The 25,585-nt window shown below is 31.5% G+C and carries 24 protein-coding genes; 21 read left to right on the top strand and 3 right to left on the bottom strand.

Translation table 11 applies throughout. The annotated features are described in order from the left end of the window. Positions 1-35: 35 nt before the first annotated feature. From COL3_RS01825 to tnpA, 21 genes are all read left to right on the top strand, one after another. Positions 36-3,431, top strand: coding sequence for a DUF4132 domain-containing protein (locus COL3_RS01825; protein ID WP_008422629.1), 3,396 nt, complete (start codon positions 36-38; stop codon positions 3,429-3,431). A 21-nt stretch (positions 3,432-3,452) separates the two neighbouring features. Further along, positions 3,453-3,941, top strand: coding sequence for a GNAT family N-acetyltransferase (locus COL3_RS01820; protein WP_008422631.1), 489 nt, complete (start codon positions 3,453-3,455; stop codon positions 3,939-3,941). A 12-nt stretch (positions 3,942-3,953) separates the two neighbouring features. Continuing rightward, entirely contained in the window at positions 3,954-4,478 is a 525-nt protein-coding gene (locus COL3_RS01815; protein ID WP_008422633.1) for a hypothetical protein, read from the top strand. A gap of 76 nt (positions 4,479-4,554) precedes the next feature. Further along, positions 4,555-4,755: a hypothetical protein gene (locus COL3_RS01810; RefSeq protein WP_008422635.1), complete on the top strand. Its 201-nt coding sequence runs from the start codon at positions 4,555-4,557 to the stop codon at positions 4,753-4,755. A gap of 166 nt (positions 4,756-4,921) precedes the next feature. Next, a complete protein-coding gene (locus COL3_RS01805) occupies positions 4,922-5,593 on the top strand; it encodes a hypothetical protein (RefSeq protein WP_008422637.1) in 672 nt (223 codons plus the stop codon). A gap of 34 nt (positions 5,594-5,627) precedes the next feature. After that, positions 5,628-9,137: a DUF4132 domain-containing protein gene (locus tag COL3_RS01800; RefSeq protein ID WP_008422638.1), complete on the top strand. Its 3,510-nt coding sequence runs from the start codon at positions 5,628-5,630 to the stop codon at positions 9,135-9,137. A 49-nt stretch (positions 9,138-9,186) separates the two neighbouring features. Then, a complete protein-coding gene (locus COL3_RS01795; RefSeq protein ID WP_008422639.1) occupies positions 9,187-9,837 on the top strand; it encodes a suppressor of fused domain protein in 651 nt (216 codons plus the stop codon). A gap of 18 nt (positions 9,838-9,855) precedes the next feature. Then, positions 9,856-10,494, top strand: coding sequence for a hypothetical protein (locus tag COL3_RS01790; protein ID WP_008422640.1), 639 nt, complete (start codon positions 9,856-9,858; stop codon positions 10,492-10,494). Between the two features lie 21 nt (positions 10,495-10,515). Further along, complete coding sequence (locus COL3_RS01785; RefSeq protein ID WP_008422641.1) at positions 10,516-10,974, top strand: hypothetical protein; 459 nt, start codon at positions 10,516-10,518, stop codon at positions 10,972-10,974. An 85-nt stretch (positions 10,975-11,059) separates the two neighbouring features. Next, the gene (locus COL3_RS01780; RefSeq protein ID WP_008422642.1) at positions 11,060-11,731 is read left to right on the top strand and encodes an SMI1/KNR4 family protein; all 672 of its coding nucleotides are present in this window, start codon (positions 11,060-11,062) and stop codon (positions 11,729-11,731) included. Positions 11,732-11,778: 47 nt separating this feature from the next. Next, entirely contained in the window at positions 11,779-12,081 is a 303-nt protein-coding gene (locus tag COL3_RS01775; protein ID WP_143327521.1) for a hypothetical protein, read from the top strand. 29 nt (positions 12,082-12,110) lie between these two features. Then, entirely contained in the window at positions 12,111-12,914 is an 804-nt protein-coding gene (locus COL3_RS01770; protein ID WP_008422647.1) for a DUF2262 domain-containing protein, read from the top strand. A gap of 203 nt (positions 12,915-13,117) precedes the next feature. After that, positions 13,118-14,329 carry a hypothetical protein gene (locus tag COL3_RS01765; RefSeq protein WP_008422648.1) on the top strand — a complete coding sequence of 404 codons (1,212 nt, stop codon included), beginning with the start codon at positions 13,118-13,120 and terminating at the stop codon, positions 14,327-14,329. 496 nt (positions 14,330-14,825) lie between these two features. Beyond that, entirely contained in the window at positions 14,826-15,311 is a 486-nt protein-coding gene (locus COL3_RS01755) for a hypothetical protein (protein WP_008422649.1), read from the top strand. Positions 15,312-15,412: 101 nt separating this feature from the next. Further along, on the top strand, positions 15,413-15,919 hold the full coding sequence (locus COL3_RS01750) for an endonuclease V (RefSeq protein ID WP_008422650.1): 507 nt from the start codon (positions 15,413-15,415) through the stop codon (positions 15,917-15,919). A 12-nt stretch (positions 15,920-15,931) separates the two neighbouring features. Next, positions 15,932-17,047 (top strand): AAA family ATPase, encoded by a 1,116-nt coding sequence (locus COL3_RS01745; RefSeq protein WP_008422651.1) that lies wholly within the window; start codon positions 15,932-15,934, stop codon positions 17,045-17,047. Continuing rightward, a complete protein-coding gene (locus tag COL3_RS01740) occupies positions 17,022-19,484 on the top strand; it encodes a DUF5682 family protein (protein ID WP_008422652.1) in 2,463 nt (820 codons plus the stop codon). Before COL3_RS01745 ends, COL3_RS01740 begins: the two co-directional genes overlap by 26 nt. Further along, a complete protein-coding gene (locus COL3_RS01735; protein WP_008422653.1) occupies positions 19,481-20,611 on the top strand; it encodes a VWA domain-containing protein in 1,131 nt (376 codons plus the stop codon). The genes COL3_RS01740 and COL3_RS01735 overlap by 4 nt, the downstream gene beginning before the upstream one ends. Next, positions 20,587-22,332 carry a hypothetical protein gene (locus tag COL3_RS01730; RefSeq protein ID WP_008422654.1) on the top strand — a complete coding sequence of 582 codons (1,746 nt, stop codon included), beginning with the start codon at positions 20,587-20,589 and terminating at the stop codon, positions 22,330-22,332. Before COL3_RS01735 ends, COL3_RS01730 begins: the two co-directional genes overlap by 25 nt. Before the next feature lie 13 nt (positions 22,333-22,345). Beyond that, positions 22,346-22,642, top strand: coding sequence for a hypothetical protein (locus tag COL3_RS01725; RefSeq protein ID WP_008422656.1), 297 nt, complete (start codon positions 22,346-22,348; stop codon positions 22,640-22,642). Positions 22,643-23,012: 370 nt separating this feature from the next. Then, positions 23,013-23,489: an IS200/IS605 family transposase gene (gene tnpA, locus COL3_RS01720; protein ID WP_008422659.1), complete on the top strand. Its 477-nt coding sequence runs from the start codon at positions 23,013-23,015 to the stop codon at positions 23,487-23,489. Positions 23,490-23,631: 142 nt separating this feature from the next. On the opposite strand, the gene COL3_RS01715 is transcribed toward tnpA, so the two are convergent. From COL3_RS01715 to COL3_RS01705, 3 genes are all read right to left on the bottom strand, one after another. Further along, a complete protein-coding gene (locus COL3_RS01715) occupies positions 23,632-24,147 on the bottom strand; it encodes a DUF6622 family protein (RefSeq protein WP_008422662.1) in 516 nt (171 codons plus the stop codon). Positions 24,148-24,309: 162 nt separating this feature from the next. Further along, positions 24,310-24,717, bottom strand: coding sequence for a DUF3021 family protein (locus tag COL3_RS01710; protein WP_008422664.1), 408 nt, complete (start codon positions 24,715-24,717; stop codon positions 24,310-24,312). Then, positions 24,714-25,172: a LytTR family DNA-binding domain-containing protein gene (locus COL3_RS01705; protein ID WP_008422666.1), complete on the bottom strand. Its 459-nt coding sequence runs from the start codon at positions 25,170-25,172 to the stop codon at positions 24,714-24,716. The genes COL3_RS01710 and COL3_RS01705 overlap by 4 nt, the downstream gene beginning before the upstream one ends. Positions 25,173-25,585 lie beyond the last annotated feature (413 nt).

The raw sequence follows: 25,585 nt of genomic DNA, 5'->3' as shown, positions 1-25,585 counted from the left end.
ATTAAAATTTTAGAATATATTATGGAGGTAAATAAATGGACGAACTATTAAATTTGCTTAAGGTCAAACTTTGCAACTGTTCTATAAAAGATGAAGAGATTATAAAGGTTAAAGCTTACATTGAAAGTGGAGAAAATTCTTTAAATTTAGAAGAAGTTGATAAATGCAATATGGAAAAGGCTCTTAGAAATCATTACAACATAAGAGCAGAGTTTTGGAAGCTCATGGACAGCTTTATGGATAATCAAGAAGTTTTTAAAAGAATAATCAATGTGTTCTTTGCTATAGGAGGAGACAGTTTCTTTACGATAGTCTATGGGAGATTTTATTCTGCAGCTAAAACCGTAAATTATTTAAATGCCATGGGAGACAAGGAAAAACTTTTAATATGGCTTATAAAAAATTGTTCCAGTCGTGCAAGTGTAATAAATGTAGTTACGATTGTTGAAGAAATGATGTTAGAAGATAAAGAAATACTAAAAAGATCATTTTTAGAAGCAAAAGATGACTTTGTTAAATTAGCTTTAGCTGCTCTAGCAATTAAAAATTCCTACAGTTTACCTCAGAATGAAGAAGAATTTATAAAACAAAATTTAGAAGATGGAGAAAATATAAATAAATATCTAAAGGATAAACAAATAGCCTTAGTTGCTTTTTTTTCTTATGCTTGTGATGAAAATGGATATTTAATTGAAGTTGTCAGCAATATTATTAGTAAAAGTACTAATAGAAAAATGTTATTTAATGAGTTAGTAGACTTCATTTGTTTTTATGATAAAACAGCACAAAGTTATGATATTGCAAATAGGTTTAATATTGATAAAAAACTGTATATACATAGATTAATAAATTTGTATGTTAGAGAAGAGAATAAGAAGATACGTAAAGAAATAGAAGAAAGGATAAAAGAAATACCGTTAGTTTTTAAAGAAACTTTTGATGCTTTGAGGAAAAAGAAGCTTGAGCATAATAATTTTCATGATGTAGAAGTGTTTTCTCTTGCTTATTTTATTTATAGTAACTCCAAGGAAAAGGGGGATTTTGAGACACTTAAGGAAACTATTGGAATAGCTTTAAACGGTTTTATATATAATGCTAGAGCTTTAGAAGACTTAGGATCAGCAGAAAAGGCTGAAATAATGCAATATGTATTGGAAGGCAAAAATGAAGATTTATTAGGAGGCTTTTTTGCTAGAGCTAAAAAATATAATGGGCAGAGAGGTTATTTAGGGCGCAGCTATTGCCTTTGCTTTCAATTAATTTACTCTATAGAGGAAACTAGAGATATTATACATAGGTTTTTATATTTGTCAGTTAATACAGGAGAATATGGATTGGCAGCTTCAGTTACCTACAATGTAATAGAAGGTCAAGGGATGAGTTATATAAGTTTTGCTAAAAAGCTTTTAAGTAAAGGTATAGATGAAAAGCATTTAATTCTCATTGCTGATGAAGTTTTAAATCCAAAAGCAAAGGAATATTTAAGAGCCTTATGTAATGAAGGAAATACAGAGCTTGTAAATATTGTAGAAGATTTAAAAATAGAGACTAAAGAAGTTGTACTTGAAGGTTTATTTAATGCGGATAAGGAAAAACATTCTGAGATTTTAGTAAGAAGTTTATTAGATGATTCCAAGTATATTAGAGATAAAATTGCAGGTTTTCTCAGTTCCTATGAAGGATGTAGGGAACAAGTCTTGGGGATTTTGACAAGTAAAAAAACTGCCACTCGAGAAATAGCTGCTAGAATTTTAATGAATTTTGATATGAGAGAATTTACAGTTGAAATCGAAAAGTTTGCAGAAAAAGAGAAAAATGAAAAAGTTAAGGTTTTACTTTTAAATATTGTAAATTCAGATTATTTAGATGGTGAAATACTGAGAAGTGCTGATAGTATAAGCAGTTATTGCACTGAAAGACTTAAGAAAACTTCTTATACTGCTCCAGAATGGATTAAAGCAAAAGGATTTCCAGAGGTAAGGTATGAGGATGGAAAGCCAATTTTAAAGGAGGTAGTAACTTATCTAATAAGTAAATATTCTATTGAAAATGTGGTAGAAAGAAATCTGACAGCAGAAAAGGTAATAGAAAAGTGCAGTAAGACGGATTTAGATGTACTTGGAAATGAAATTTTAAATATTTGGATTAATAATGGTGCAGATACAAAAGAGAAATGGGTGCTGGCTTTGGTTTCAGCAATAGGAGGTTTCAATGTAGTAAACACTTTGAAAGCCCAAATAGATTCTTGGTCTAAAAGCTCAAGGGGAGCCATCGCTTGTGAGGCTGTAAAAGCTTTAGCCTTAAATGGAAGTGATGATGCTTTAATAATAATAGATAGTATAGCTAGAAAATTTAAACACAAACAAATTAAAAAAGCAGCAGAAGAAGCCTTTGTTTCTGCTGCAAAGATGTTTAATTTAACAGAAGAAGATTTGGCAGACAAAATAATACCGGATTTAGGTTTTAACAAAAGGGGAGAAAGAATATTTGATTTTGGAAGCAGAAGCTTTACTGCAAGCTTAGGATTAGATTTTTCTTTAAAGATTACGGATAACAGTGGAAAGGTAATTAAAACTTTACCAAAGCCAAACAAATCCGATGATGAATTAAGGGCAAAAGAAGCAGCAAATGAATTTAAAGTCCTCAAGAAGCAAATGAAAAATATTGTTGGAGCTCAAAGCTTAAGGCTGGAAATGGCACTTGCTGTGAACAGACTATGGAAGAAAAAAGATTGGGAAAGGCTTTTTATAGAAAACCCTATAATGCACAATTTTTCTCTTGGTTTGGTATGGGGTGTTTACGAAGAAGGAGAACTAAAGGATACCTTTAGATATATGGAAGATGGAAGTTTTAATACAGTGGATGAGGAAGAATATGAACTTATAGAAAATTCTATCATAGGCCTTGTGCATCCTCTTGAGATGAAGACTGAAATCTTAGAAGGCTGGAAGCAGCAATTTGAAGATTATGAAATAGTACAGCCTTTCCCTCAGCTTCAAAGAAAGGTTTACTTTGTAACTGAAGAAGAAAAGAGCATGAAAAATATAGAACGTTTTGCAGGCACTAAGATTAATGGACTCTCACTAGTAGGTAGGCTTACTAAAATGGGATGGTACAGAGGTTCAGTACAAGACGCAGGCTGTTACTATCAATTTTATAAAGAAGATGAAAAAATAGGTATAGGTGCGGAGCTTCAATTTGATTACCTTGGAGTTGGTTATGAAAATGAAGAAACTACTATTTATGAATTAACTTTTTATAAAGCGAACACAGTAGAAAGAGGAAGCTATGTTTATGATGAAGTAACTGAAGAAAATACAATTGTACCAGTGAAGGTACCAAAAAGATTCTTTAGTGAGATACTTTATGATGTAGACAGGGCTTTAGAAGCTAAAACTGGTTTTGCAGCTAACTGGAAGCTTAATCGTTAGCTTATTGAAAGGAAGATTGAAATGGATATTAAAATTAGACAGGTTAGTATAGAAGATTTAGATGCAGTAGCAGAGGTAGAACGCAAGTGTTTTCCAGCCGAGGAGGCTGCTTCAAAAGAATCTTTTGAAGAACGTATAAAGACCTTTCCTCAAAGTTTTTTTGTAGTAGAAATAGAGGGAAAAATAATTGGATTTATTAATGGATGTGTTATTAATGAAACTGTTATATGTGATGAGCTTTTTCATGATGTCTCATTACATGTTCCAAGTGGAAAGTATCAGACCATTTTTGGACTTGATGTTATGCAGGAATATCGAAATCAGGGAATTGCTGCTAAACTGATGAAACATATGATAGAGTCAGCAAGAAATGCAGGACGAAAAGGTGTTATCTTAACTTGTAAAGAAAGGCTTATCCCATACTATTCGAAATTTGGATACAAAAATAAAGGAGTGTCTGAATCAGTGCACGGTGGTGCAAAATGGTATGATATGATTTTAGAATTTTAAGGAGGTAAGATTGTGTTAAGAAGTGAATTACAGCCCCCTAAAATTGATGAAAAATTAGTCGAAGAATTAATGAAGCTTATTGAAGAAATTTCTGAGTTAGTTGATGAATATTATGAAGAATATTATGAGAAAAATGAAAAGACCATTTTGAATGATAAAATATATGAGCTTAATTCAAAGGTTCAAAAAAAATATGAGCCTACAGATTTTCAAGAGTATTGGGGTAGCGTATCTCTTGAAGATTTGGCTAAGGAAGTATCTTTACCTAACCCACCAATGGTCAATGATATAACTATTGAAGAGGCTGCTAAAATAATAGAAATGATTGTTGAACTTAAGTCACCAGAAGGAGTAGAAGAAGTTGAAGAGGTATATCCATATATAAATTATTACATAGAATTATTGGAGAAAAGTATAACACACAATAATATTTCTGATTTGATTTATTGGTATGATGTTGAGGAATATGGACATGAACCAAGTGCAAGGGAAATTGCAGAGAAGGCTTTTAAAACAAGAGAAAATAGGGATTTATAAGTGAAAAACCTGTAATTAAAAAATACACAATAGATTTCGTTGAAAAAAAGAAAAGAGCGGGGAAAGGAAAGAAATTATGAGAGATATTATTTCTTCTTTTCCTAAAGCTTTTGAGAGCATGAATTATTTTAATGAAATGAAAAATAAAGTTCTAAGCCTTAAAGAGGAGAAAAAGATAGAAGAAATTGAAGTGTTATTTAGAAATTCTGGTAATGAATTTGGATTAATAGACAGTAAAGTAGTTATTGATGGTGATGAAGATAATATGCAGCTTTGAAGAATGGTGCTTAGATTAAAAATTATAAAAAAGCTGTTTTTGGTACTCTTGTGGAGAATAATTTCAAGATAGGTTGAAAAAGATTGGATTATGAATTTTATAAAAAGAGATGTAGCTTGGGTTTGTGTTGGAGTTGTTATTGGATTGTTAAGCAGGGGAGAGAGAAATGGAAATAGAAAGCGTAAAAATTATTAAGGTTAAAAAAGAATTTATGAACTCTATGGAGGGACAAAAGGAATTAGTAAATATCATAAACGGAAACGTTAACTGTGATGAAATGATAGAGTACCAAACAAGTGATTATGTCATAAGCGAAATTTTTCGTGAAGATTATTATATTAATAATTACAAGAACGATAAGGAATATAAAAGAGAAAGAGCCATCCATTCTTTATTATTTGGAATAAGTGATTTCAATTATAAATACAGTGCCTTAGAAACTGAGATTGGAGTAGAAAATCCTACAGAAGAACAAATAGCAGAAAGAGTAGTTCAAATCTATGGCATAGATAAAGATGATAAAGAAGAAATACAAATGATAGCAAATAGCTTCACAAATCACGATAATACTTGTTTAAAGTACATATCAATAGAAAATATGAAAAAGGTAGTCTCAGATTTAGAAACTTTGAATATACAAGACCTATGCAAAAGTATAGAAAAAGAACTTAATTCACAGGGAATTTCCTTTGATGAAATAGAGGAAAGAGATATGGAATTTATAAATTCACTAAAAGAGTTTTTTAAGGCATCATTAAATGATAGTAATGGTATGGGTATGATATATGCGTTAACTAATATTAGGGATTTTTGTGAAGAAGATTGGTTTCGTATATAAATTGTATTTAAGTTTAAAAGGAGTGTTAGGGAAAATGGGATTGGAGCAGCATTTGGCAGAAAAAATAAGTAATGTGTTATTGGATTTAGGTTTAACTTATGAAGTTATTGATAATTTTAAGGAATACGTAGAAGGAAGCCTTAATGAGGAGGAATTCTTTAAGAAACTTCCAAGCATAGATATGAAACAGTTAAAGAGTGAAGTCGTAGAGGCAGTAGTTAGTGCATATAATTCTTTGACCAAGCATAAGGCTGAGGATTATTTATCAAAGTACTTAAGAATATTATTTCAAATGGGAAAAGCATCTTTATTTTTTGTTTTGGATAAGACAATTTATTATAAAGGAGCTTCTTATTATAGAGATTTTCTAAAATACGGTTTAAGTCCAGCTTTTGTTATAGCCTATTATGCTACATCTATCACCAAGATGGAAAGAAATTTAAGCCGTGATTTTATTTTGTTTTATGATGGTCTTTATGAAGAATATAAAAATTCATTTTCAGAAGCTGTTGAGATAAGCGAAATAAATGAACAAGCTATAATTATATCTTATTTAGCTTATAAGGAAGAAAATAGTGAAAAATATGTCAATTGGTTAGAAAAAGATATGATTGAGTCAGTAGGAAATCTATTCAACAATAATATATCTGAAATGCAGGCAGGAGCATTAACTGAATATTTAAAAGAAGAAACTTCAGATTTAGAAGTAATAGCGGAAACTTTAAAAAATGACAGCAAATTAGTTTTAAACCTTGATAAATATGTTTTTAGATTTCTCATAGGAGTTAGCTGTAACATATGTATTAAATCTGAAATTTCAAGAAGATTTATTAAATTTGCTGCAGAATTTGCTTATAAAGAGTTCTTTTATGCTTTGCATAATTACTTAAAATATAATAGATATAGTGTGATATCAAGCCTTGTAGACATGCTTAAAATTAAAAAAGAACTATATATTGCATGGCTTGGAGAATCCAATAGCTTAAGATATGATTATACTTTTGAAAAAGAACTAAAAGAAGAGGTAGATAAACACAGAGAAGAATTTAAGAGGGCTACTTCAATGTGCTCTGGTATAAATAAAGCTTATATGGCATTTCTTCTTTGGCAAAAGGGAGAAGGCACAGAATTTTTAAATGATGTAGAGGATGTTTTTATATATGAGTTTTCTGTGTTTATGGATAAGAATAATATTGAAAGAGATATTTATGAAGATTTCATACAATATTTAGGAGGAAATATTTCCTTTAGTGATATAGAAAAATCATTGGAAGGTTTATTTGGGAAAAGAGACATGCATCTGTATTCATATAACTTTTCTAAAATTCTATTCTGGTTAAAAGATCAATCTCCTATGTTTGAAAGAGCTATGGATATATTTATTGCTATAGGAAACCCAGATATATTAAGACATATGTATGATGATTATCTCAAATATAAGGGTAAAAAAGTGCCTGACGATGATTTGAATTCTTACATTCAATTACTTTTAAGCTGTGGGGCGTCCGTTAGAAACTATATATGCTATTTAGGTAATTGCGCATTTGGTAATTACGTTAGAAATAGCTTAAGGAGCCAAGCAGTTAACATTATAGAAAATCTAATTAAAACAAAAGCAGAAGAAGTAATAGAAAATATCCCTAATTGTGATGCTGAAAGCAGAAAGGGTATTTTGGAGATTTTAAACAAGAATCTTGAGGAGACTGAAAGTGCAAAAATTCTTATTGAATATTTAGGAGATTCTTCTAAAGTGGTAAGAGAGAGGGTTATAGAACTTTTAAGTTCAAACAAGACAAGGCAGCAATTGGTGATACCTAGCTTAAGTTCAAAAAAACAAGCAGTTAGGGAATCAGCAGTAAAGGTACTTTTAAAGAGCAGGGATGAAAAAGTACTGGAGGCCTTAGGTAAAGCATTGGAAATAGAAAAAAGTGAAAAGATAAAAGCTCTTTTAAGAGAGGCTCTAAATCTAGAAAGTGCTTTAGAAGAAAAAGATGAAGAATTAGATATTTTAGAATACTGCAAGCAGGGCTTAAAAGGTAATAAAGCAGCAGCTCTAAGGTGGCTGGATTGTGATACTTTGACAAAGGTAAAGTTTAAGGAAAGTGAAGCTTATGCGGAAGGTGAAATTATAAAATATGTGCTTGTATGTTATGCTTCCTGCATTGAAATTGGATTAAGCAGTGAAGCTTTAAAGGTAGGAGAGCTTTTAGATAAAAAGGATTTATCAAAGCTTGCCTTAGAGGTTTTACAAAGGTGGTTAGATGCAGGTGCAGAAAGTAAGAAAAAATGGATACTTTCTTTTGCTTCAGTTTACGGAGACTATGAAGTAATAAGTTTACTTAAAAAAAATATAGAAGAGTGGCCTAAGAATTCAAGAGGAGCAATAGCCAGTGAAGCTGTAAAGGCTCTTGCTTTAAATGGAAGCAATGAAGCCTTAATAATAGTAGACAATATATCTAGAAAGTTTAAATTTAAGCAGGTTAAAACTGCCGCGGCTTTAGCTCTTAAGTTTGCAGCAGAGCAAATTGGAGTAGATATAGAAGAGCTTTCTGATAGAATAGTTCCAAACTTAGGCTTTGACGTAAGAGGAGAAAGAGTTTTTGATTATGGAGATAGAAAATTTACTGCATTACTCACTCCAGAGCTTACTTTAGAAATAACCGATGAAAGTGGTAAAAAGCTTAAAAGCCTGCCAGCTCCAACAAAAAAAGATGATGAAGCTAAGGCAAAGGAAGCTTTAGTAGAATTTAAAAATTTAAAGAAGCAGCTAAAGACAGTTTCCAATATACAAGCTATCCGTTTAGAAATGGCCTTGTCCAGCAATAGAAAGTGGACAAAAGATTCTTGGATAAAGCTTTTTGTTGAAAATCCTATTATGCATAAATTTGCTATAGGTCTTGTTTGGGGTGTTTATAAAGACAATGCTTTAACAGACAGCTTCAGATATATGGAGGATGGCAGCTTTAATACTAAAGATGAAGAAGAGTATGAATTAGAGGATGGAATGATAATAGGAATTGTTCACCCTATTGAATTAAATAATGAGGATATGTCTTTATGGAAGGAACAATTTGAAAACTATGAAATTAAACAGCCCTTTGAACAGTTAAATAGAGAAATATTTATTGTTACAGAAGAAGAAAAGAAGAGAAACACTGTAGAACGCTTTGGCGGCACTATGTTGAATGGTTTGTCTTTATTAGGTAAGCTAACGGGATTTGGATGGATTAGAGGAGCCATTGGAGATGGCGGTGGCTATTTTGCTTTTTATAAAGAAGACAACAGCTATAAAGTAGAAGCTGGACTAAATTTCAGCGGCATATCTGTAGGCTATGAAAATGAAGAAGCAACAGTGTATGATTTGTGCTTTTATAAATTAGGAACCATGTCAAAGTATGCTTATATAAGTGAGAAAACTCAGGAACAAAATATGGTGTCCCTAGACACACTGCCTGAAAGATTCTTTAGTGAAATTCTTTATCAAGTAAGTAGAGCTTTGGTTTCTAAAACTGGGACTAATGATAAGTGGAGAGAAGAAAAATAGAGTAACAATCTTTTTGGTTTTGTAAAAAAGAAAGGTGGAGGAATATAAATTGAGCTATAAGGATTATGATAGTTACGAAGAAGACATGATCGAAGATGATGGAAATATTGTTTTAGAGCATATAGAAAAATATTTAGGATGTATTGATTCTAGTGTAAGTGAAATAGTTCCTGGCAGCAGAGTATCTATAGATACAAATATAATTAATCCAAGTAAAGAGAAAAACTATTTCACATTAGTAACTACTGGAATGTGTGAGTATCCAATGGGATTTTCAGTAGAAGATAACGAATATAAATATGCTGAATTATTAATAAAGCTACCTGCTAATTGGAAGCTAGATCAAGAATCCTGCAAAGATGAAGAAAACTATTGGCCTATTAAAATGTTGAGGTTAATAGGTCATTTGCCACATATATATGAAGGTATTATAAATGAAGAAGTAATTATACCTAATGGGCAGCCTGGCGGAACTGTAACTCCATTTAAGAATGGCACTGAGTTAAGTAGAATTATGATATGCGTATCTGAGGATATTCCGCCATATGTATTTGATGATGGTGCGCAGATCAATTTTTACACATTAGTTCCTATAACCGAATCAGAAGAAGAACTGGTGAGAAAAAATGGGAGTAATGCAGTCATGCATATGCTTAAGTCAAAAGACATAGTGGATTTGGGTAGAGAATATTTAGTGTGAGAAAAGGGGGGGGGACAAATGGAAATTAAGTTAAAATCAAAATGGTTAGAAGATTGCCTATGTAAAATTTTAGATAAGAAAGATAACATATTAAAAGAAGAGTATTTAAAGAAAATAAAATACATTAGAATTGGGACAAGCAATGATTATGAACTTCAATTAAGTCTCCAAGCACCACCTAAAAAATTTATTCCAAGTGACTGTGGTGATGAATATGAATGTTGCTGTATATATAATGTAACAAAATTTAATTCTATAGACGAATTTCTTGAAATAAATAAATGGAGTGACAGTTATTCTTTAGAATTAAAGGAAGAAGTAGTTGAAGAACAATCAAATATTTTTGATAGGGAATCTGAGAATATATCAATGGAAAGTAGTAAATTTGAAGAATCCTTAGAAAGTTTTGCCCCTTATGAAGAAGAGTATGAAGATGATGCTGAAAATGAGAGCCTATTAAATACAGATGATTTTAAGTATTTTACAGAATTAGAAGGATTGAGATTTATGGATTGTTGTATTGAGATTCATAAAATTGATTTTTTGAAAGTTTTAAATAAGCTTAGAATTCTAGAATTAGGTACTGTTTCATTAGAAAGTATTGATGGTGTAGAGGAATTAAAGAACCTTGAGGAACTTTGTATTTGGAGAAATTAAATTTAATGAAAGGGTGATATTGTGAGATATGAAAAAGAACTTGAGGAATTAAAATATATAGATCAATTAGATGACCAACTAATTTCACGTAAAGAGGAAAGAGAATTGTACTCTAAAAAGCAGATAGAAGAACTGCGAAAAGAATATCCTCAAATTCCTGAGGAGTATTTAGAGTATCTTTCGGAAATAGGTGTAGGTAGTTTTGGAAGGGAGTTTTGTACTATCTTTGGAGATCTATGTGAACTTGATGAGTTCTATGATGAGAGTCTTTTGGAATTTTTAGATTTTGAAGAAAGGGTATTACAATTTGGATGTGATCCTTCTAATAAAGCCTTAGTTTTTTTAATTGATGAAGATTGGAAAGTAGGAGAAATTTGGGATGGTGATTTGGGAAGTATAGATAGGACTGGAAAAACATTTTATGAATATATTTGTGAAGTAATAGGTTGTCTTTATGAATCTAAAAAGAAGAAAAATTAAAAGTAATACATCCTGGTAATTATAATGAGCCATTTAGATTGTAGGCACAATTCATAAATAATAATGATGTAAGGGAAGATTAATTATGGACAAGTATAAACCAATTATAAGTAAAATACAAAATTATTTAATACAAAATGGCTTTGATGAGAGAAGCATAGGTGCTGCATTTTCACCTTGTTTAGATAAGGAAAAATTAAAGGTGCTGACAGATTTATATGATTTCTTTAATTACTGGTCATCAGTATTTTATGAGGAAGATGGCGAACTTTTAGCTTTGAAGAATTATAAAGTTCCTAAGAATATAATAAGTTTTTATGAAAATTTCGAACCAAGAGAACTTGGAATATTAAATGGTGATGTATGTTTATTAGATCTTAATGGTATTAAGGAAGAAAATTGTGACCTTTCTCCAGGAGCTTACCTTATTCAATATGGACTTATCACATTTGCGACTACAGTAGGTGGGAATGTAATTTGTATGGATTTAAATACAATTAAAAATGGTGAACCAAGAGTAGTTTATGCAGATAAATCATGGTTTTTATTTAATGAAGAAGAGCGTAAATTGGAGTTCAGTTTTTATCCTTTTGAAATAGAAGAGGAAGATGAATTATTAACACAACACATTATAAAGAAGTATATACCAGAAATTAGCAGTACATTTACAGAATTTCTTAAAATGTTGTATTCAGAAGAGGAATGGGATGCTGAAGATTATTATGAAAGGCTTGGGAATGTGAAAGGAGAGCTTTAAATGAGATTTTTTATAGGAATATCAGGTGTAATAAAGATTATAGTTTATTGGAAAGATCTTTAAGGGGAGATATTTCATTATCACATAGGTTGTGTAGAAATCTTCCAATAAGCAAAAATGAATTAATTGAGGAGTTAATGGAGGAAATATGTGATTTTGAGTATGATGAGGACGGGAAAATACCATTAGAATTTAGAATATATGAGGAAGGGCGAAATCTTTTAAAAGCTATTACAGGAAAATTACATCCAGGGGAAGCGGATAGATATTTTAAATATTTAGAGAAAAGCGATTTAGTTAATTTAAACGATTTTGAAGAAGATTTTGGGATCATTCTGAAAATAACATAAATATAATAGTCTTGAAATAGGAGGAAATCATGAGTAAAAACAGCGAAATAAAAAGCTTTGAAAATAGATTTAAAGAGGAGATATTTGAGGTGGCCGCTGTAACAGCAGCTCTAGGAGTCGGTGCAGGCAAGGGCGGAAAAGAAGAGTTATGGAGAGCTTCTATAAATCTTATTGCTTGGAAAGATTTAAATAGTAGTGAACCAGCAGTAAAAGAGGAGGTAAACCTAACTTGGCTCACTGATAATGAAGGTCTTAAGGAGTGGCAAAAGACTATTAAGGAAAGTTCCGTAATTAAACTTAAGATTAGAAAGGGCGAAAGATCTTTCATGTTAGTGGAACTTATAGATGCCGATTACAAGGATGAAGAGCTTCAGAACATATTGGTGGAAGAACTAAAACCAGTATTTTATGAAGATGAGATTATTGGAGAATTTAAATTAGATAAAGGGCTTAAACTTTTCGAAACTGATATCACTTGGGCAGGTGAAGAAGGACGATTATATTTTGATTTAGATGATGAAGAAGCAATGGAAAATTCTCTTAAAACCGCACATGAGCTTTTCAAAAATCAGAAGAACTGGAGTGATAAAATTAGAGACTATGCTGCAAGTGAACTTTTAGAACTTGCCAATGATTGGATTGATGAAGAGGATGATATTGACGAGGTTACAAAAGAACTGTTTATTGAATCTATAGGACTAGATACTATAAGCGTTTACCCTCAAGGTAAGTTTGAGATTTTTTTCTTTGACGGAGACTTGTTTGCAGGACACTGCATCATAGTCAGTGGAAATATAAACGGAAGTTTTGAGTCAGCAGATATTGCGGGGTAAAAGAACCTATGTTGACGAGGGAAATATAGGCAACAGAATAGAGAAAATTAAAATATATAAAAGGTTTAATTATGTTACTTTCTATGAACAGTGTCTTGAATATACCTTTTATAGAATAAATGGATGTAATAATTTTGTAGATTGGGTTTAAGAAATAGCAAATCAGTGGTTGATATAACTAGATTGAATTAAGGAGGAAAACTTTGGAAGATTTAATTATAGATAATAATATTTTTAAGATCAGCAATTATCATATGAATGAATTTTATGGTATATATATCGATGCTGATTATCGTCTGAGCACAGGGGATATGTGCTACTTACCATCAAAGAATCAAGTGTTTTTTAGTATAAATAACTATAAAGATGCATCTGATATTGCATCACACTTAGATGAATTAGATAAATATAAAAATAACTTTTGCTATATTAAAATGGATGTAGAAAACTTACAAACTACATGTTACTGCGAATATGATGGAGTACCATATGATTTATTCGAAGGCCCAAATGATGAAATTTGGTGTGTAATTGGATACTCAAAAACATCTTTAAATAGGGTTGTATGCTTGCCCATAGGGGATAGAAAAGATATTGGGGATTGTAAACTAATGGCATCAGTAGCCGAGCATATTTTTAGAGATGGAGATAAGATATTATCGTATACTGATGGAACCTTTAATAAAAAACCTACAAAACTAGGAGAATATAAATTTTCTAAGACTAAACACTTTCAGTCAGTAAAGCGTGTGAAAATAGAAGAGCCATTGGTAAGTAGATGCTTGTATAATGAAGAAGGAATACAGGCCTTTTCAACAATTGATGAAAAGGTGATATTGCACCGCTTGCTTGATCATAAAGGAGTATCTATTAAGGAACGTAAAGTTTTTGTAGAAGGTATGTTTTTGGATGCATATTTTGAAAAGAATAGTCCTGTTATCAATTGGAAAAATTATGAGACAGTTGAGGTAACTGCAAATGGCGGAAACATATTTCATGTAGAAAGGCCTAGCGAAATATTTTATGCAGTTTATGATACTGATGGTAAACAGATAGAAGAAAAGCAGTTATTTGAATTTACCGAATTATGTTCTATATATTCTATGGAAAGTGTGAAGTTAGATAGTGATACATATGCATTAACATTTACATATGGCAGCGATGCTGAACCAATAAAAGGAGGTAACGGCTGGCTTGTAGTTAAATCTGGAGAGCTTATGGAATGTTGGTTACAGCATATAGATAAAAAGAGTTATATTAATCAAGTTACAGGAAGAAAGATTACATTTAATATGGATAATATAATACTTCGCAAATTAAAGGCTTGTGGTAGAAGTTATTCATTATACTTTGATGGAATAATTGATAGTAAACATAGAAACAGAGCAGCAGTATTAATAAAGAACCTTATTTAATATAAAATGGTCTTGCAAAAATTTAACTTTTGGATGGGTAAGAAATGATTCAATGTATATAAAGTTCAAATGGGATTGGTTTGAGAATGGAAAGGAATACCATACATATATGGAAGTAGTAAATGATGGATATAAAGAAAGACAAATAATGATATGTGATAACAGGTATATAGCCTCAAATAGAGTAGATAGAGATATGGGCTATTCATACCACAAGGAGTTATTATAGAACTAGATAACAAAACATTTACTATTACTGTTTACGAAGAGGTGCCAGAAACTCAGAAGCAAAGAACTTATATCCTAATCACTTAGTATGTGCAAAGGTAAAAGATTATGATGAAAAAAACATGTGGATAATCCTTGAAGATGCCAAAGTGCAATAGTGAACAATCTTTTTAAAAGCTGCAAAATTATAATGTTTAACTAGGTCTTAGTTAATTGGGATTTTTGTTAAAACTTAGAGTAATAAAAATAAAAAAGTTAGGGTGATCATATGGGTAATTATCCAAAGGAAATAGAAAATTTTCATAATACAATTTTAAAGTTAATGGGAGTTGTTTCAATAGAAAGTGGTATAGATAATTTAGAGGAGGTAAATACTGAATTATTACAAACATCTCAGTTTTCACACCTTCCTCATGTAGCGATTCTGCGTACAAAAGGTGGGCTTAAAAATGAAGTACTTATTCAATTTGAATTTAGTCTTGATAACTCGGGAGATAGCCTTAGAAGTCTTGAATTTTTAGCTTGGTTTATTAGAGATTCAGCTAGGGGTGGTACTAAAATTCAATTAAGACCATTTGCGTTGCCACCAGTAACTCCAAATGGAAGACAACTTGGAACAACTTTAAAATTCCACATAGATCTATTTATTGACGGTATAGAGGAAACTTTAGAACCAGCATTTAAGGTAATAGAGGAGCTTAATAAAAATTTGAATTTGTTTATTGAGATGTATGATATCACAGTTAAAGAATAAGTCATGTGTACCAAAGTTATAATTTTTAGTTTGGTGAAATACTGGCTTGAAGGTGGAGAAGACTGGTGGGAAGAGTTCAAATATTAAGAAGGTGAAAAGTAATGGAAAGTGTAATTGCAGCATGTTTTGATGTTTACTATTATGAAAATTACGCAAAGGCTAGTTGTATAGTTTTTCAAAAAGATGAAGATGAGCGTATTTTAGCTGAATATAATGTACTAGTCCATGAGATAAATGAGTATATTCCAGGAGAATTTTATAAAAGAGAACTGCCATGTATATTAAAACTTTTGAACGAGGTAAAAGAAAATATAGATTTTATTATTGTTGATAGTTTCGTTTGGCTTAATGAGAATAAAAAAGGATTAGGTGGATATTTATATGAAGCTTTAAATAATAAAACCCCTGTTATGGGAGTGGCAAAAACTTTTTTTAAAGATAGTACAAATTATTTGGAAGTATATCGTGGAAATAGTAACAAACCACTGTATGTTAGTGCTATTGGCTTAGATTTAAATTATGCTGCACAATTTGTAAAAGAGTTAAAAGGCGAATATAGAATGCCGCAAATGTTAAAACGAGTTGATCAATTATCTAGGGAAGTATAAAGGAGAATATATATGAGTGAAATAAAAGCATTAAAACCTACTGTTGAAGTATTATATGCAGAGGAATTAGCTGCATTAGAGGCTAATGATGAAGGGCCTAAGCCAGAAAATTGGAGATTGTCTCCTAAGGCTGTGAGGACTTTTATTTTAGGAAGCAGCAAGCCTCTAAAGCTGAAAAGAAAAAATGTTAATATACTTAAGAAATTTTATGGAGATGATACTCTTATTGAAAGATGTATTATAACCTTAGCTGGAAACAGAGGACTTATGCTGGTTGGAGAGCCGGGGACAGCCAAAACCATGTTAAGTGAACTATTATCTGCAGCTATTTGCGGATGCAGCACAAATACTATACAAGGAACAGCAGGAACTACAGAGGACATGATTAAGTATACTTGGAATTATGCATTCCTTTTAGCTAAAGGACCAGTTAGGGAAGCTTTAGTGCCTTCTCCTTTGTTCATAGGCATGCAAAAGGGAATTATAACTAGGTTTGAAGAAATCACTAGATGTCCAGCAGAAGTACAGGACAGTTTAATCAGTATACTCAGTGATAAAGTTTTAAATATACCAGAGTTTGGGGAAGAAGGGCTGCTTTGTGCTTCTCATGGATTTAATGTTATAGCAACTGCTAATACTAGAGACCGTGGAGTTAACGAAATGAGCAGTGCCTTAAAGAGAAGATTTAATTTTGAAACTGTATTCCCGATAAGTGATGTTTCACTAGAAGCTAAGATTATAGAGGGAGAAGTAGAAAAGCTTATTAAAAATTCTAATATTGAAATGGAAGTGGACAGAGATGCTGCAGAAATTCTTGCCACAACCTTCCATGAATTAAGAGAAGGAATATCTTCTGAAGGCAGTAGAATAGACAAACCTTCTGCAGTAATGAGTACAGCAGAGGCAGTGTCGGTATATTATCAAACTCTTATGAGTAGTTTTTATTATGGGGATTCTAAAATTGATATGGGTAATATGGTGCAAAACATATTAGGTTCTGTACTTAAGGAAAGCCGTGAAGATGTGGATAAGCTTAGAAGTTATTTTAACATTGTAGTTAAAGGTAAAAGTACAAGAATAGGTGGAAACTGGAAGGAATTCTATGAAGCTAAAAAGTGGATTAAATAAAGGTGGAGCTAGCATGGTTGAAAATATGGATAAGCAGGATATAGATAATAAAATAAAATACTATGTGAAAAAATCCTACAATTTAGACAACAGGGTAATGTTTTTCCCAGTAAGACATCACAGTCCAGCCTGTAGTTTTCATCTTAAGAAAGTAATCGATAGTTATAAACCTGAAATTATATTAATTGAAGGACCAGCAGAAGCTAATAAAGTTATAAAGTATATAGCTCATGAAGAAACTAAAGCTCCTGTATGTATTTATTATAGTTACTTTGATAGAAATGGATTTATAGAAGAAAACAAGGAAAAATACAGGTGTTACTATCCCTTCCTAGATTTTTCACCAGAGCTTTTGGCATTAAGAGAAGGTAAGAAAAGAGATATAGTTTGTGAGTTTATAGACTTATCTTATGCAGAAATACTTATAAACAGTAAGAAACTAGAGGTTATGGGAAAGGCTCAGGAAAAAAACACCTATAATGATGATTATTTAATGAAGGAAAGTATTTTTATTAAAGCTCTTTGTGAAAAGGAAGGCTGTAGAAACTATAATGAGCTTTGGGAAAAGTTATTTGAAATAGATGGACTTAGAATAAGCACAGAGAAGTTCATAGAAAATATGATATTTTCCTGTTATTTATCTAGAGCAGGCTATAATGAAGAAATGCTTAAAGAAGATGGCTGTCTCTCTAGAGAAATCTTTATGAGCATGAAAATAAGAGAGGCAGCTAAAAAATACAATAAAGTGCTGGTAGTAAGTGGAGGCTTTCACACATCCGCACTCATTGATGGCCTTGAAGCTGATAATGAAATAACTCTTCATAATATAGCTGAAGCTGATACAGGAGTATATGCCATGGCTTATTCCTTTGAGGAAAGTGATCAATTAAATGGCTATGCAAGTGGAATGCCTCACCCTGCTTTTTATCAAAGAGTTTTTGAAAATATTGAGAAACATATGGATAAACCTTATGAAGAAGCTGTACTTAATTTTATTGTACATACAGGAAAACTTATAAGAAAAAATCATGGAAATCTCTCTACAGCAGATGAAATAGAAGCCTTTAATATGGCAAGAGGACTTAAGGCTTTAAGAGATAAATATGAATGTGGAGTTTATGAGCTTAAGGATGGTATAACCTCTTCTTTTGTAAAAGGTGAAATGGATGCAGAGGCACAGGTTTCTTTAAAGTATTTAAGAGAATTGCTTACAGGAAATAAAATAGGAAAACTTTGTGCCTTAGCAGAAGTTCCTCCTATAGTACAGGATTTTAATGAATTGTGCGGGAAGTTTAACATAAAAACTACTACTTTAGAAAATGAAGTTTCCCTTAGTATCTATAAGAGTAAAAAGCATAGAGAGCAGAGTAAGTTTTTTCATATAATGAAGTTTTTAAATACTAACTTTTGTCTTATGGAAAAAGGACCAGATTTTATTAATAGAAAAAATACTAATTTAATAAGAGAAGTATGGAAGTATAAATGGACTACTAAACTTCAAAGTACCCTCATTGAACTTTCTGTGCAGGGGGGAAGCTTAAAGGAAGCAGCAAATTCTGTGCTTTCAAAAAGGTTTAAAGCCTGTGAAAATGCTTCAGGAGAAGCTTCACTGCTTTTAATAGAAGCTGCACTTATGGGAGCTGAAAGCAGTTTTCAAGGACTTCTGCCTTCCTTTGGAGAAATATTAAATGGAGATGAGGATTTTGTTTCTGTTACAAATTCTTGTTACAACTTAAATTTTCTATGTAATGCAGAAGATTTACTTAACATTAATATGGAAGAAAAACTACAGGAATTCTTTACTACTGCTTATAATAAAGCTGTTTCTCAAATAACCAGCTTGAATACTGTGGATTATGACAATGAAAATGAAGTAATTTCTAAGCTAAAGGATATTTATCATATTTCTAATAAAGCTAATTTTGATAGTGAATCTCTAATAGACAGCTTAAGGCTCCTTATTTCAAAGAAGGACTTAAATAGTGCTGTAGAAGGAGCAGCATTAGGTATACTTTATGGATTAAACGCAACTGATTCTAAGGAAGTGGCAGATAAAACAGTACAGTATCTCTATGGAACAGGGGAAAAGCTTATGAAGTCAGGAAGCTTTTTAAAGGGACTATTTTCTACAGCTAAGGATTTATTGCTTATTGAAGAGGATTTACTTAAGGGAATAGACAGTTTTTTAAGAAATATAGAAGAGGAACATTTTATGGCACTTCTCCCTGATTTAAGATTTAGCTTTACCTTTTTTAATCCTTTTGAAATTGACAGTATTGCTAAAGAGGCAGCAAAAGTTTACAGCACTAAGGAAGAAGATATTCTATATGAGAAGGTCTTAAAGGAAGAGGATATAAAACTAGCAGTATCCTTAGATAAATATGCAGTGGAGCTTTTGGAAAAATGGCAGGTATACCAGGGAAGGGATAAAGTATGAAGGAAGAGTTAATTGGTTTAAATAGATGGCGGTTGGTACTTGGAAAATTTGCAGAGGACAGCATAGGTTTTTCAGAAGACAGCGGAAATTATTCAGAGCTTAGTGATTTGCTGGAGTTCTTATATGATAGGGATTATGATGAAGAAAGAGGAATAAGAGTAGATGACCCAAGGGGAGGAAGAGGAAACTCTAACCTTACAGTGCCTTCTTGGATAACAAAGGTTAGAACCTTATTCCCTAAAGAAACAGTGGAAATATTAGAAAAGCATGCTCTAGAGAAATATAACATGAAGGAGCTTTTAACAGATAAAAAGGTGCTGGAGGCTATGGAACCTAATACAGAGCTTTTAAAAAATATACTGCAAATGAAGCATTTAATGAAGGGCGATGTTTTAGATACTGCTAGAAAAATAGTTAAGAAGGTAGCAGATGAAATAACTAAAAGCTTAGAAAATGAAGTAAGGTTGACTATCATGGGAAAAGTGGACAGAAACAAAAGAAGTGCTGTAAAGTCTGCTAGAAACATTGATTTTAAGAGGACCATAAGAGCCAATTTAAAAAATTATGATAAAGAAGAAGAAAGAATGATTGTAGATAAAGTTTATTTTTATGGCAGGGTAAGAAAATACAATCCTTGGAACATAATAGTTGCAGTTGATGAAAGCGGCAGTATGCTTTCTTCTGTTATTCACAGTGCTATAATGGCAGGAATATTTTCAAAGCTTCCTATGTTAAAAACCAGTCTTTTTATTTTTGATACAGAGATAGTGGATCTAACTGCTTATGTAGATGATGCAGTTCAAACACTTATGAGTGTTCAACTTGGAGGCGGAACTAATATAGGAAAGGCCTTAGGTTATGCAGAAAAATTAATAGAGAGTCCTTTAAGAACTATGGTGGTAATGGTGACAGACCTTTATGATGGCTATAATTACAACATAATGTATGCAAGGGCTAAGGCAATAATTGAAACTGGGGCTAAGCTTATAATCCTTACAGCTTTAGATGACAAAGCTAATAGTTTTTATGACAAAAAGGCTGCAGCTAAAATGGCTGCACTTGGAGCAGAAGTTGCAGCAATGACGCCAGGAGGGTTAGCTAAATGGATAGCAAAGATAATTTCTTAAGCAAGTTAAAATCTTATATTCTTTCTATTAATGATGAATATCTCATTGGAGTTACTAATAAGGGTATATTTAATAGAGCTTCAAAGGATTTAAATTCCGGTGCTGCTGTAAAAATAACAGTGGAAGAAGCATCTATAAAATGCGAACTGCCAGATGGTAATGTTTGTAGCATAAATGAAGATATACAAGCTTTTAAGTGCAGCTGTCCTTCAAGAAGTATTTGCAAGCATACGGTTATGAGCTATTTATATGTTAAACAGCATATGGAAGAAATCTTTGGAGAGTCATCTTCTTTAAAGGAAATTTCTGATGAACAAGAAGAGCTTCTTCAGGATTATTCAGAGCTTTTAAATATAAACTTAAAAAGTATAAAGACTGCTTTGGGAGATAGAGAATTTGGAAATCTCGTTAAAAGAATGGAGTTTGGATTAAAAGCAGATATAAAAGAAGGCGCTCTACTTCAGGTGGAGTTTGAAGGAGAAGAAACAGTAAAATTTATTTCTGTAAAGGGAGAAGAAAAGAAGGATATATCCATAAAGGACAGCAGTATAGTTAATAATTCTTTATGCAGCTGTAAAAGTAAAGAGCTTTGCAGACATAAGGCAGAGGCAGTAATTCACTATGGACTTTACAAAGGTGCCTTAAATAAGGAAGAAATTATTTCTTTTATTGCTAAGGACAAAGTTATAAGCAAGGAAGTCTTAGAAAGCTGTATAAAAGAAGTGAGAAAAACCATAGAAGAAATATACTTTACAGGCCTTGCTAGAATTCCTGAAAGCTTTTTAGATAAGCTGGAGCAGGTGGCAATTATATGTCACAACAGCGATATTCCTAATATGGAGAAGAAAATAAGAGCACTTCAAGGAAAGCTAAAATTATATATTAATAAAAATGCCTCCTTTTCTGTGGAAGGCTTCAGATATTTGCTTCAAAGCATTTATATTTTAACTATGGCCATGGAAAACTGCAGCGATGAAAAAACTTTAGGGGAATTAATAGGAGAGCATAAGAGTTCTTATTATGAAATTCCACCTATTGAGCTTACAGCAGTAGGAGCTAACAAATGGATAACAGAATCAGGCTATGAAGGAACTACATTTTACTTTACAGTAGAAGGCTTTAACAAATGGTTTACTTACACCATATCTAGAAATTTGTCCTATGATAAGAAAAGCGGTTACAGCATGGAAACCTGTCCATGGGGAGTAGCTTCTGATATAGAAAGCTTCTCTAAAGCTAAAATAAAGCTTATTAATGGAAAGGTAAATGGAGATTTTAGATTATCTTCTAGTGAAAGCAGTAAAGGAGAAGTTATAGGAGTTACAGATCTTTCAAGTATTTACCTTAAAGATAAGACTTTTACCTTATGGAAGGATTTATTTTTAACTGTTTCTAAAAACTCTAGCTTATACTTTAATGAAAGGGAAGAAAATGATGATTTGTTCCTTGTAAAGCCAACAAAGTTTGGAGAAAGCAGCTTTGATAAAGTGCATCAGGTCTTTAAAATGCCCCTATATGATAAGGAAGAAGAATGTGTAAGTATTGAGGTTAAGTATTCCAGCCACAATAAAAAGCTTATAGAAAAACTGGAGAGGATAGAAAGAATGAAAAACTATCCATTTATGCTGCTTGCAAAAGTATATCTCGGAGAAGCTGGGCTTATAGCAGTGCCCATAACAGCTTACTATGAAGATGGTACTTTAGTGAACTTGACTTTATAAAGGATGTGATTTCGTGGAGAATAATGAAAGCTTAAAGACTGTTATTGAGGATATTGAAGGGCTTTTAGATGGGATTTTACTTAGTGGAGTAAGTGTGACTTTAGACGGTACTTTAAGAGAAATGAATAGACTCGCAGTAAGCTGTGATAAATTGGGACTAAAGGAAGGTGCATCTATGCTTTTTAACCTAGAGGAGATTTTAAAGAAGAAAAGACATACTTTGAATTTTGATGTGGATGAAGTGGTGAGGAGTCTTGCGGTACTAGGGAGTTACGTAAGTTTGGTGAAGGGGAAGATGAAGGGGATTTAAGTTTTTTACGATTAAAAAAGTTTAGCATTTTTATTAATTTATTTTTTTCATAGAATAATAATTATTCTAGCATATTAAAACTAATACTGCACATAATAATAATCGAAAGAGGTGGTTCTTATGAACGATGATTTTAATAGTAATATTTTAGGCTTAGTCCGAAAATGATTTTAAAGTCCCAATAAGTACACTTGTTTCGAAATGGACCAGGGCTTAAGAATAAGCCCTGGTTTTGTTGTATTTTGAATACCACCTGCTACGCGGGTGGTTCTAAAGAGCTTTCAGCGGTGAGTAGAAAATAAAAAACCTCCATTGTAAAATTATAGTAGGTTTGCCGACCAATACTATAAAACAAGGAGGTGTGTCCGTAATGGACAATAGTAGTTTAGCACATAGTAAATGGAATTGTAAATATCACATAGTTTTTGCGCCGAAGTATAGGAGACAAATAATATATGGAAAAATAAAGGCGGACATCGGAAGAATTTTAAGAGAACTTTGTGAGTATAAAAAAGTAGAAATTATCGAGGCGAATGCATGTAAGGATCATATAATACATATGCTTGTTAGTATACCGCCCAAATTAAGTGTAGCACAGTTTATGGGATACTTGAAAGGTAAAAGTTCGTTGATGTTTTTTGATAGACATGCAAACTTGAAATACAAGTATGGCAATAGGCAATTTTGGTGTAAAGGATACTATGTTGATACCATAGGAAGAAATAAAAAGGTTATAGAAGAATATATAAAAAATCAGATACAAGAAGATATAGCATATGAACAATTGAGTTTAAAGGAATATATTGACCCGTTTACGGGTGAGCCGGTAAACGGAAACAAAAAATAAAGCACCTTTTAGGTGCCCGTTTGTAAAAGTATGCGGTTGGCAAACCGTTCAATGTGCGAGTAGCACAGCCAGTAACAAAGCCTTACAGGCGCAGAGCAAACCACCCGTTTTACGGGTGGTCCTGATTTATACTGATATATAATTATACTGCTGCTTTTAAGTGTGAATAAGCATTGTATGCCTGCAAAATACCTCCAATGAATAAGCCGACAGAGAAACCACTTAATAATGAATATAAAATATTAAAGGACAATGCGCTGTATAACAATGGATTTACACTTAGAGCAACATTTAATAAATACTTTACAAAAAAATTAGTCATCATAATAGTTAATGGTAAGTATGAGCCAGTTCTATATAGAGAATTATCTTTTATATAAAGCTTTCTGTACTTAGAGTATAAGGCGTAGGATAATAGTGTTCCTAAGCACATAAATGCAGTGTAAAAAATCATAGAAGTACCTAAATAACTAAAACCTATGAGTAATTTTTCCAAACCCCAAACAATAAATATAAGTGGCATAATTAACATTTTATTAAAGGATAATTCACCATCTCTAGTAGATTTCATTCCACGCTTTAAAAGAACAATAAATATAATCCAAACATAAAACGGAGTCCCGCTAACAATTTCTGAAATAATATTAATAATCATCATATAAATAACCTTCTTTCTTAATTCATATCATGTTGTAAGAATATAATATAAATTAAATAAGGACAATATGTATATGCGTAAGCGGTTAATATATATAACTAAGCGGTGAAAAAAGAACATCAAGTGGAACGCGACTATTAAAAAATAAACAACAATTTAGGATCATTGTTGTTCATTTTTTCTGTTTCTATCTAGAATTTCATTCATTTTTTTAACTTCTGTTTTTTCATGCTGATAATTAATAAGTCTAACACATATATAAATTAATATGACTTCAATAAATGATGAAAACATTGCTGATAAGGACATATTCCAGTTAAAAAGATAATTTGATCCAATAACCATTAACCAAATTATAATTATATAGGATAGTGAGTTAAATATTGAATCTTCAGAAATAATATATTTATTAATAATGGATTTTATTAATGACAACACTAAAGATAAACCTAATAATTCATATAATATGCTATTATTTAATTCTTGTTTTGTAATAAGTTGAAATAATATTATTACGGTAAAAACTATTGAGGTTAATTTTAATATTGGTTTTAAATATTTAATGATCATTCGCTGTCCCTCATTCCTAATTTGGTTTTCAAATTTGCAACATATCTTCTTGAGATAATAACTTTTTCCTTATTAACTAAAAGAGCTTCTAGGTTCCCACTTAATTTTGGGTAGAAAGAGTATATTTTATTAATATTTAGTAACAATGATTTAGAAACTCTAATAAAATTAACAGTAGATAATTGTTCCTCAAGTATATACAATTTCTCAGAAATTTCATAGGTTTCAGTTTTTGTATATATAAATACTTTTCGGTCAATCGATTCTATATAAAAAATCTCATCAACGTTAACTTTATAATGTTTGTCTTCTTTTTTTCCAAGCAGGTATTTAATAACTTGATTTGATGATGTCAGCAATTCTATAGCTTGAGTAATATTCTTTTCAACATTATGTATATTGAAATTAACTTCTTCTTCTAGTTCAGAAGAAATAATGTTTATATTAACTTTCATTTTCACACTCCCATAAGGCATATTCAAAAAAATAACCATTATTTTCTTTTAATTCATTTTAATGTGTTATTTATTAAATGTCTATAGCTTTTTATATTTTAAATTTCCCCTATAAACTCTGTACATGTGGAGAAGTTGAGTTTCAAAGTTAATTATTAAAATAAAGATATGAGAGAGATTTAGAAATGATACGTAATAATAAATATTGGGGATCAGCCTTGGCGCTTTAAGCTTTTAAATAATATTAGGCACATTCAAAAAATAACAAGTCCATTTGCCAGCCTATTTTCCATCATCCTTCGTCTCCAAATTGCTCTAATAGGCCCGCTATGAGGGCAATTTGCATCCTTGCCTGATGAAAAATAATCATGGCAACTTTGGACTTGTTATTTATTTTCATATGCCTTATGGTG

Origin of the sequence: Clostridium sp. LS, assembly GCF_002760435.1 — a bacterium.
GTDB lineage: Bacteria > Bacillota > Clostridia > Clostridiales > Clostridiaceae > Clostridium.
Note: the sequence above shows the minus strand (reverse complement) of the source record. Positions and strands in the feature narration are given on the sequence as shown.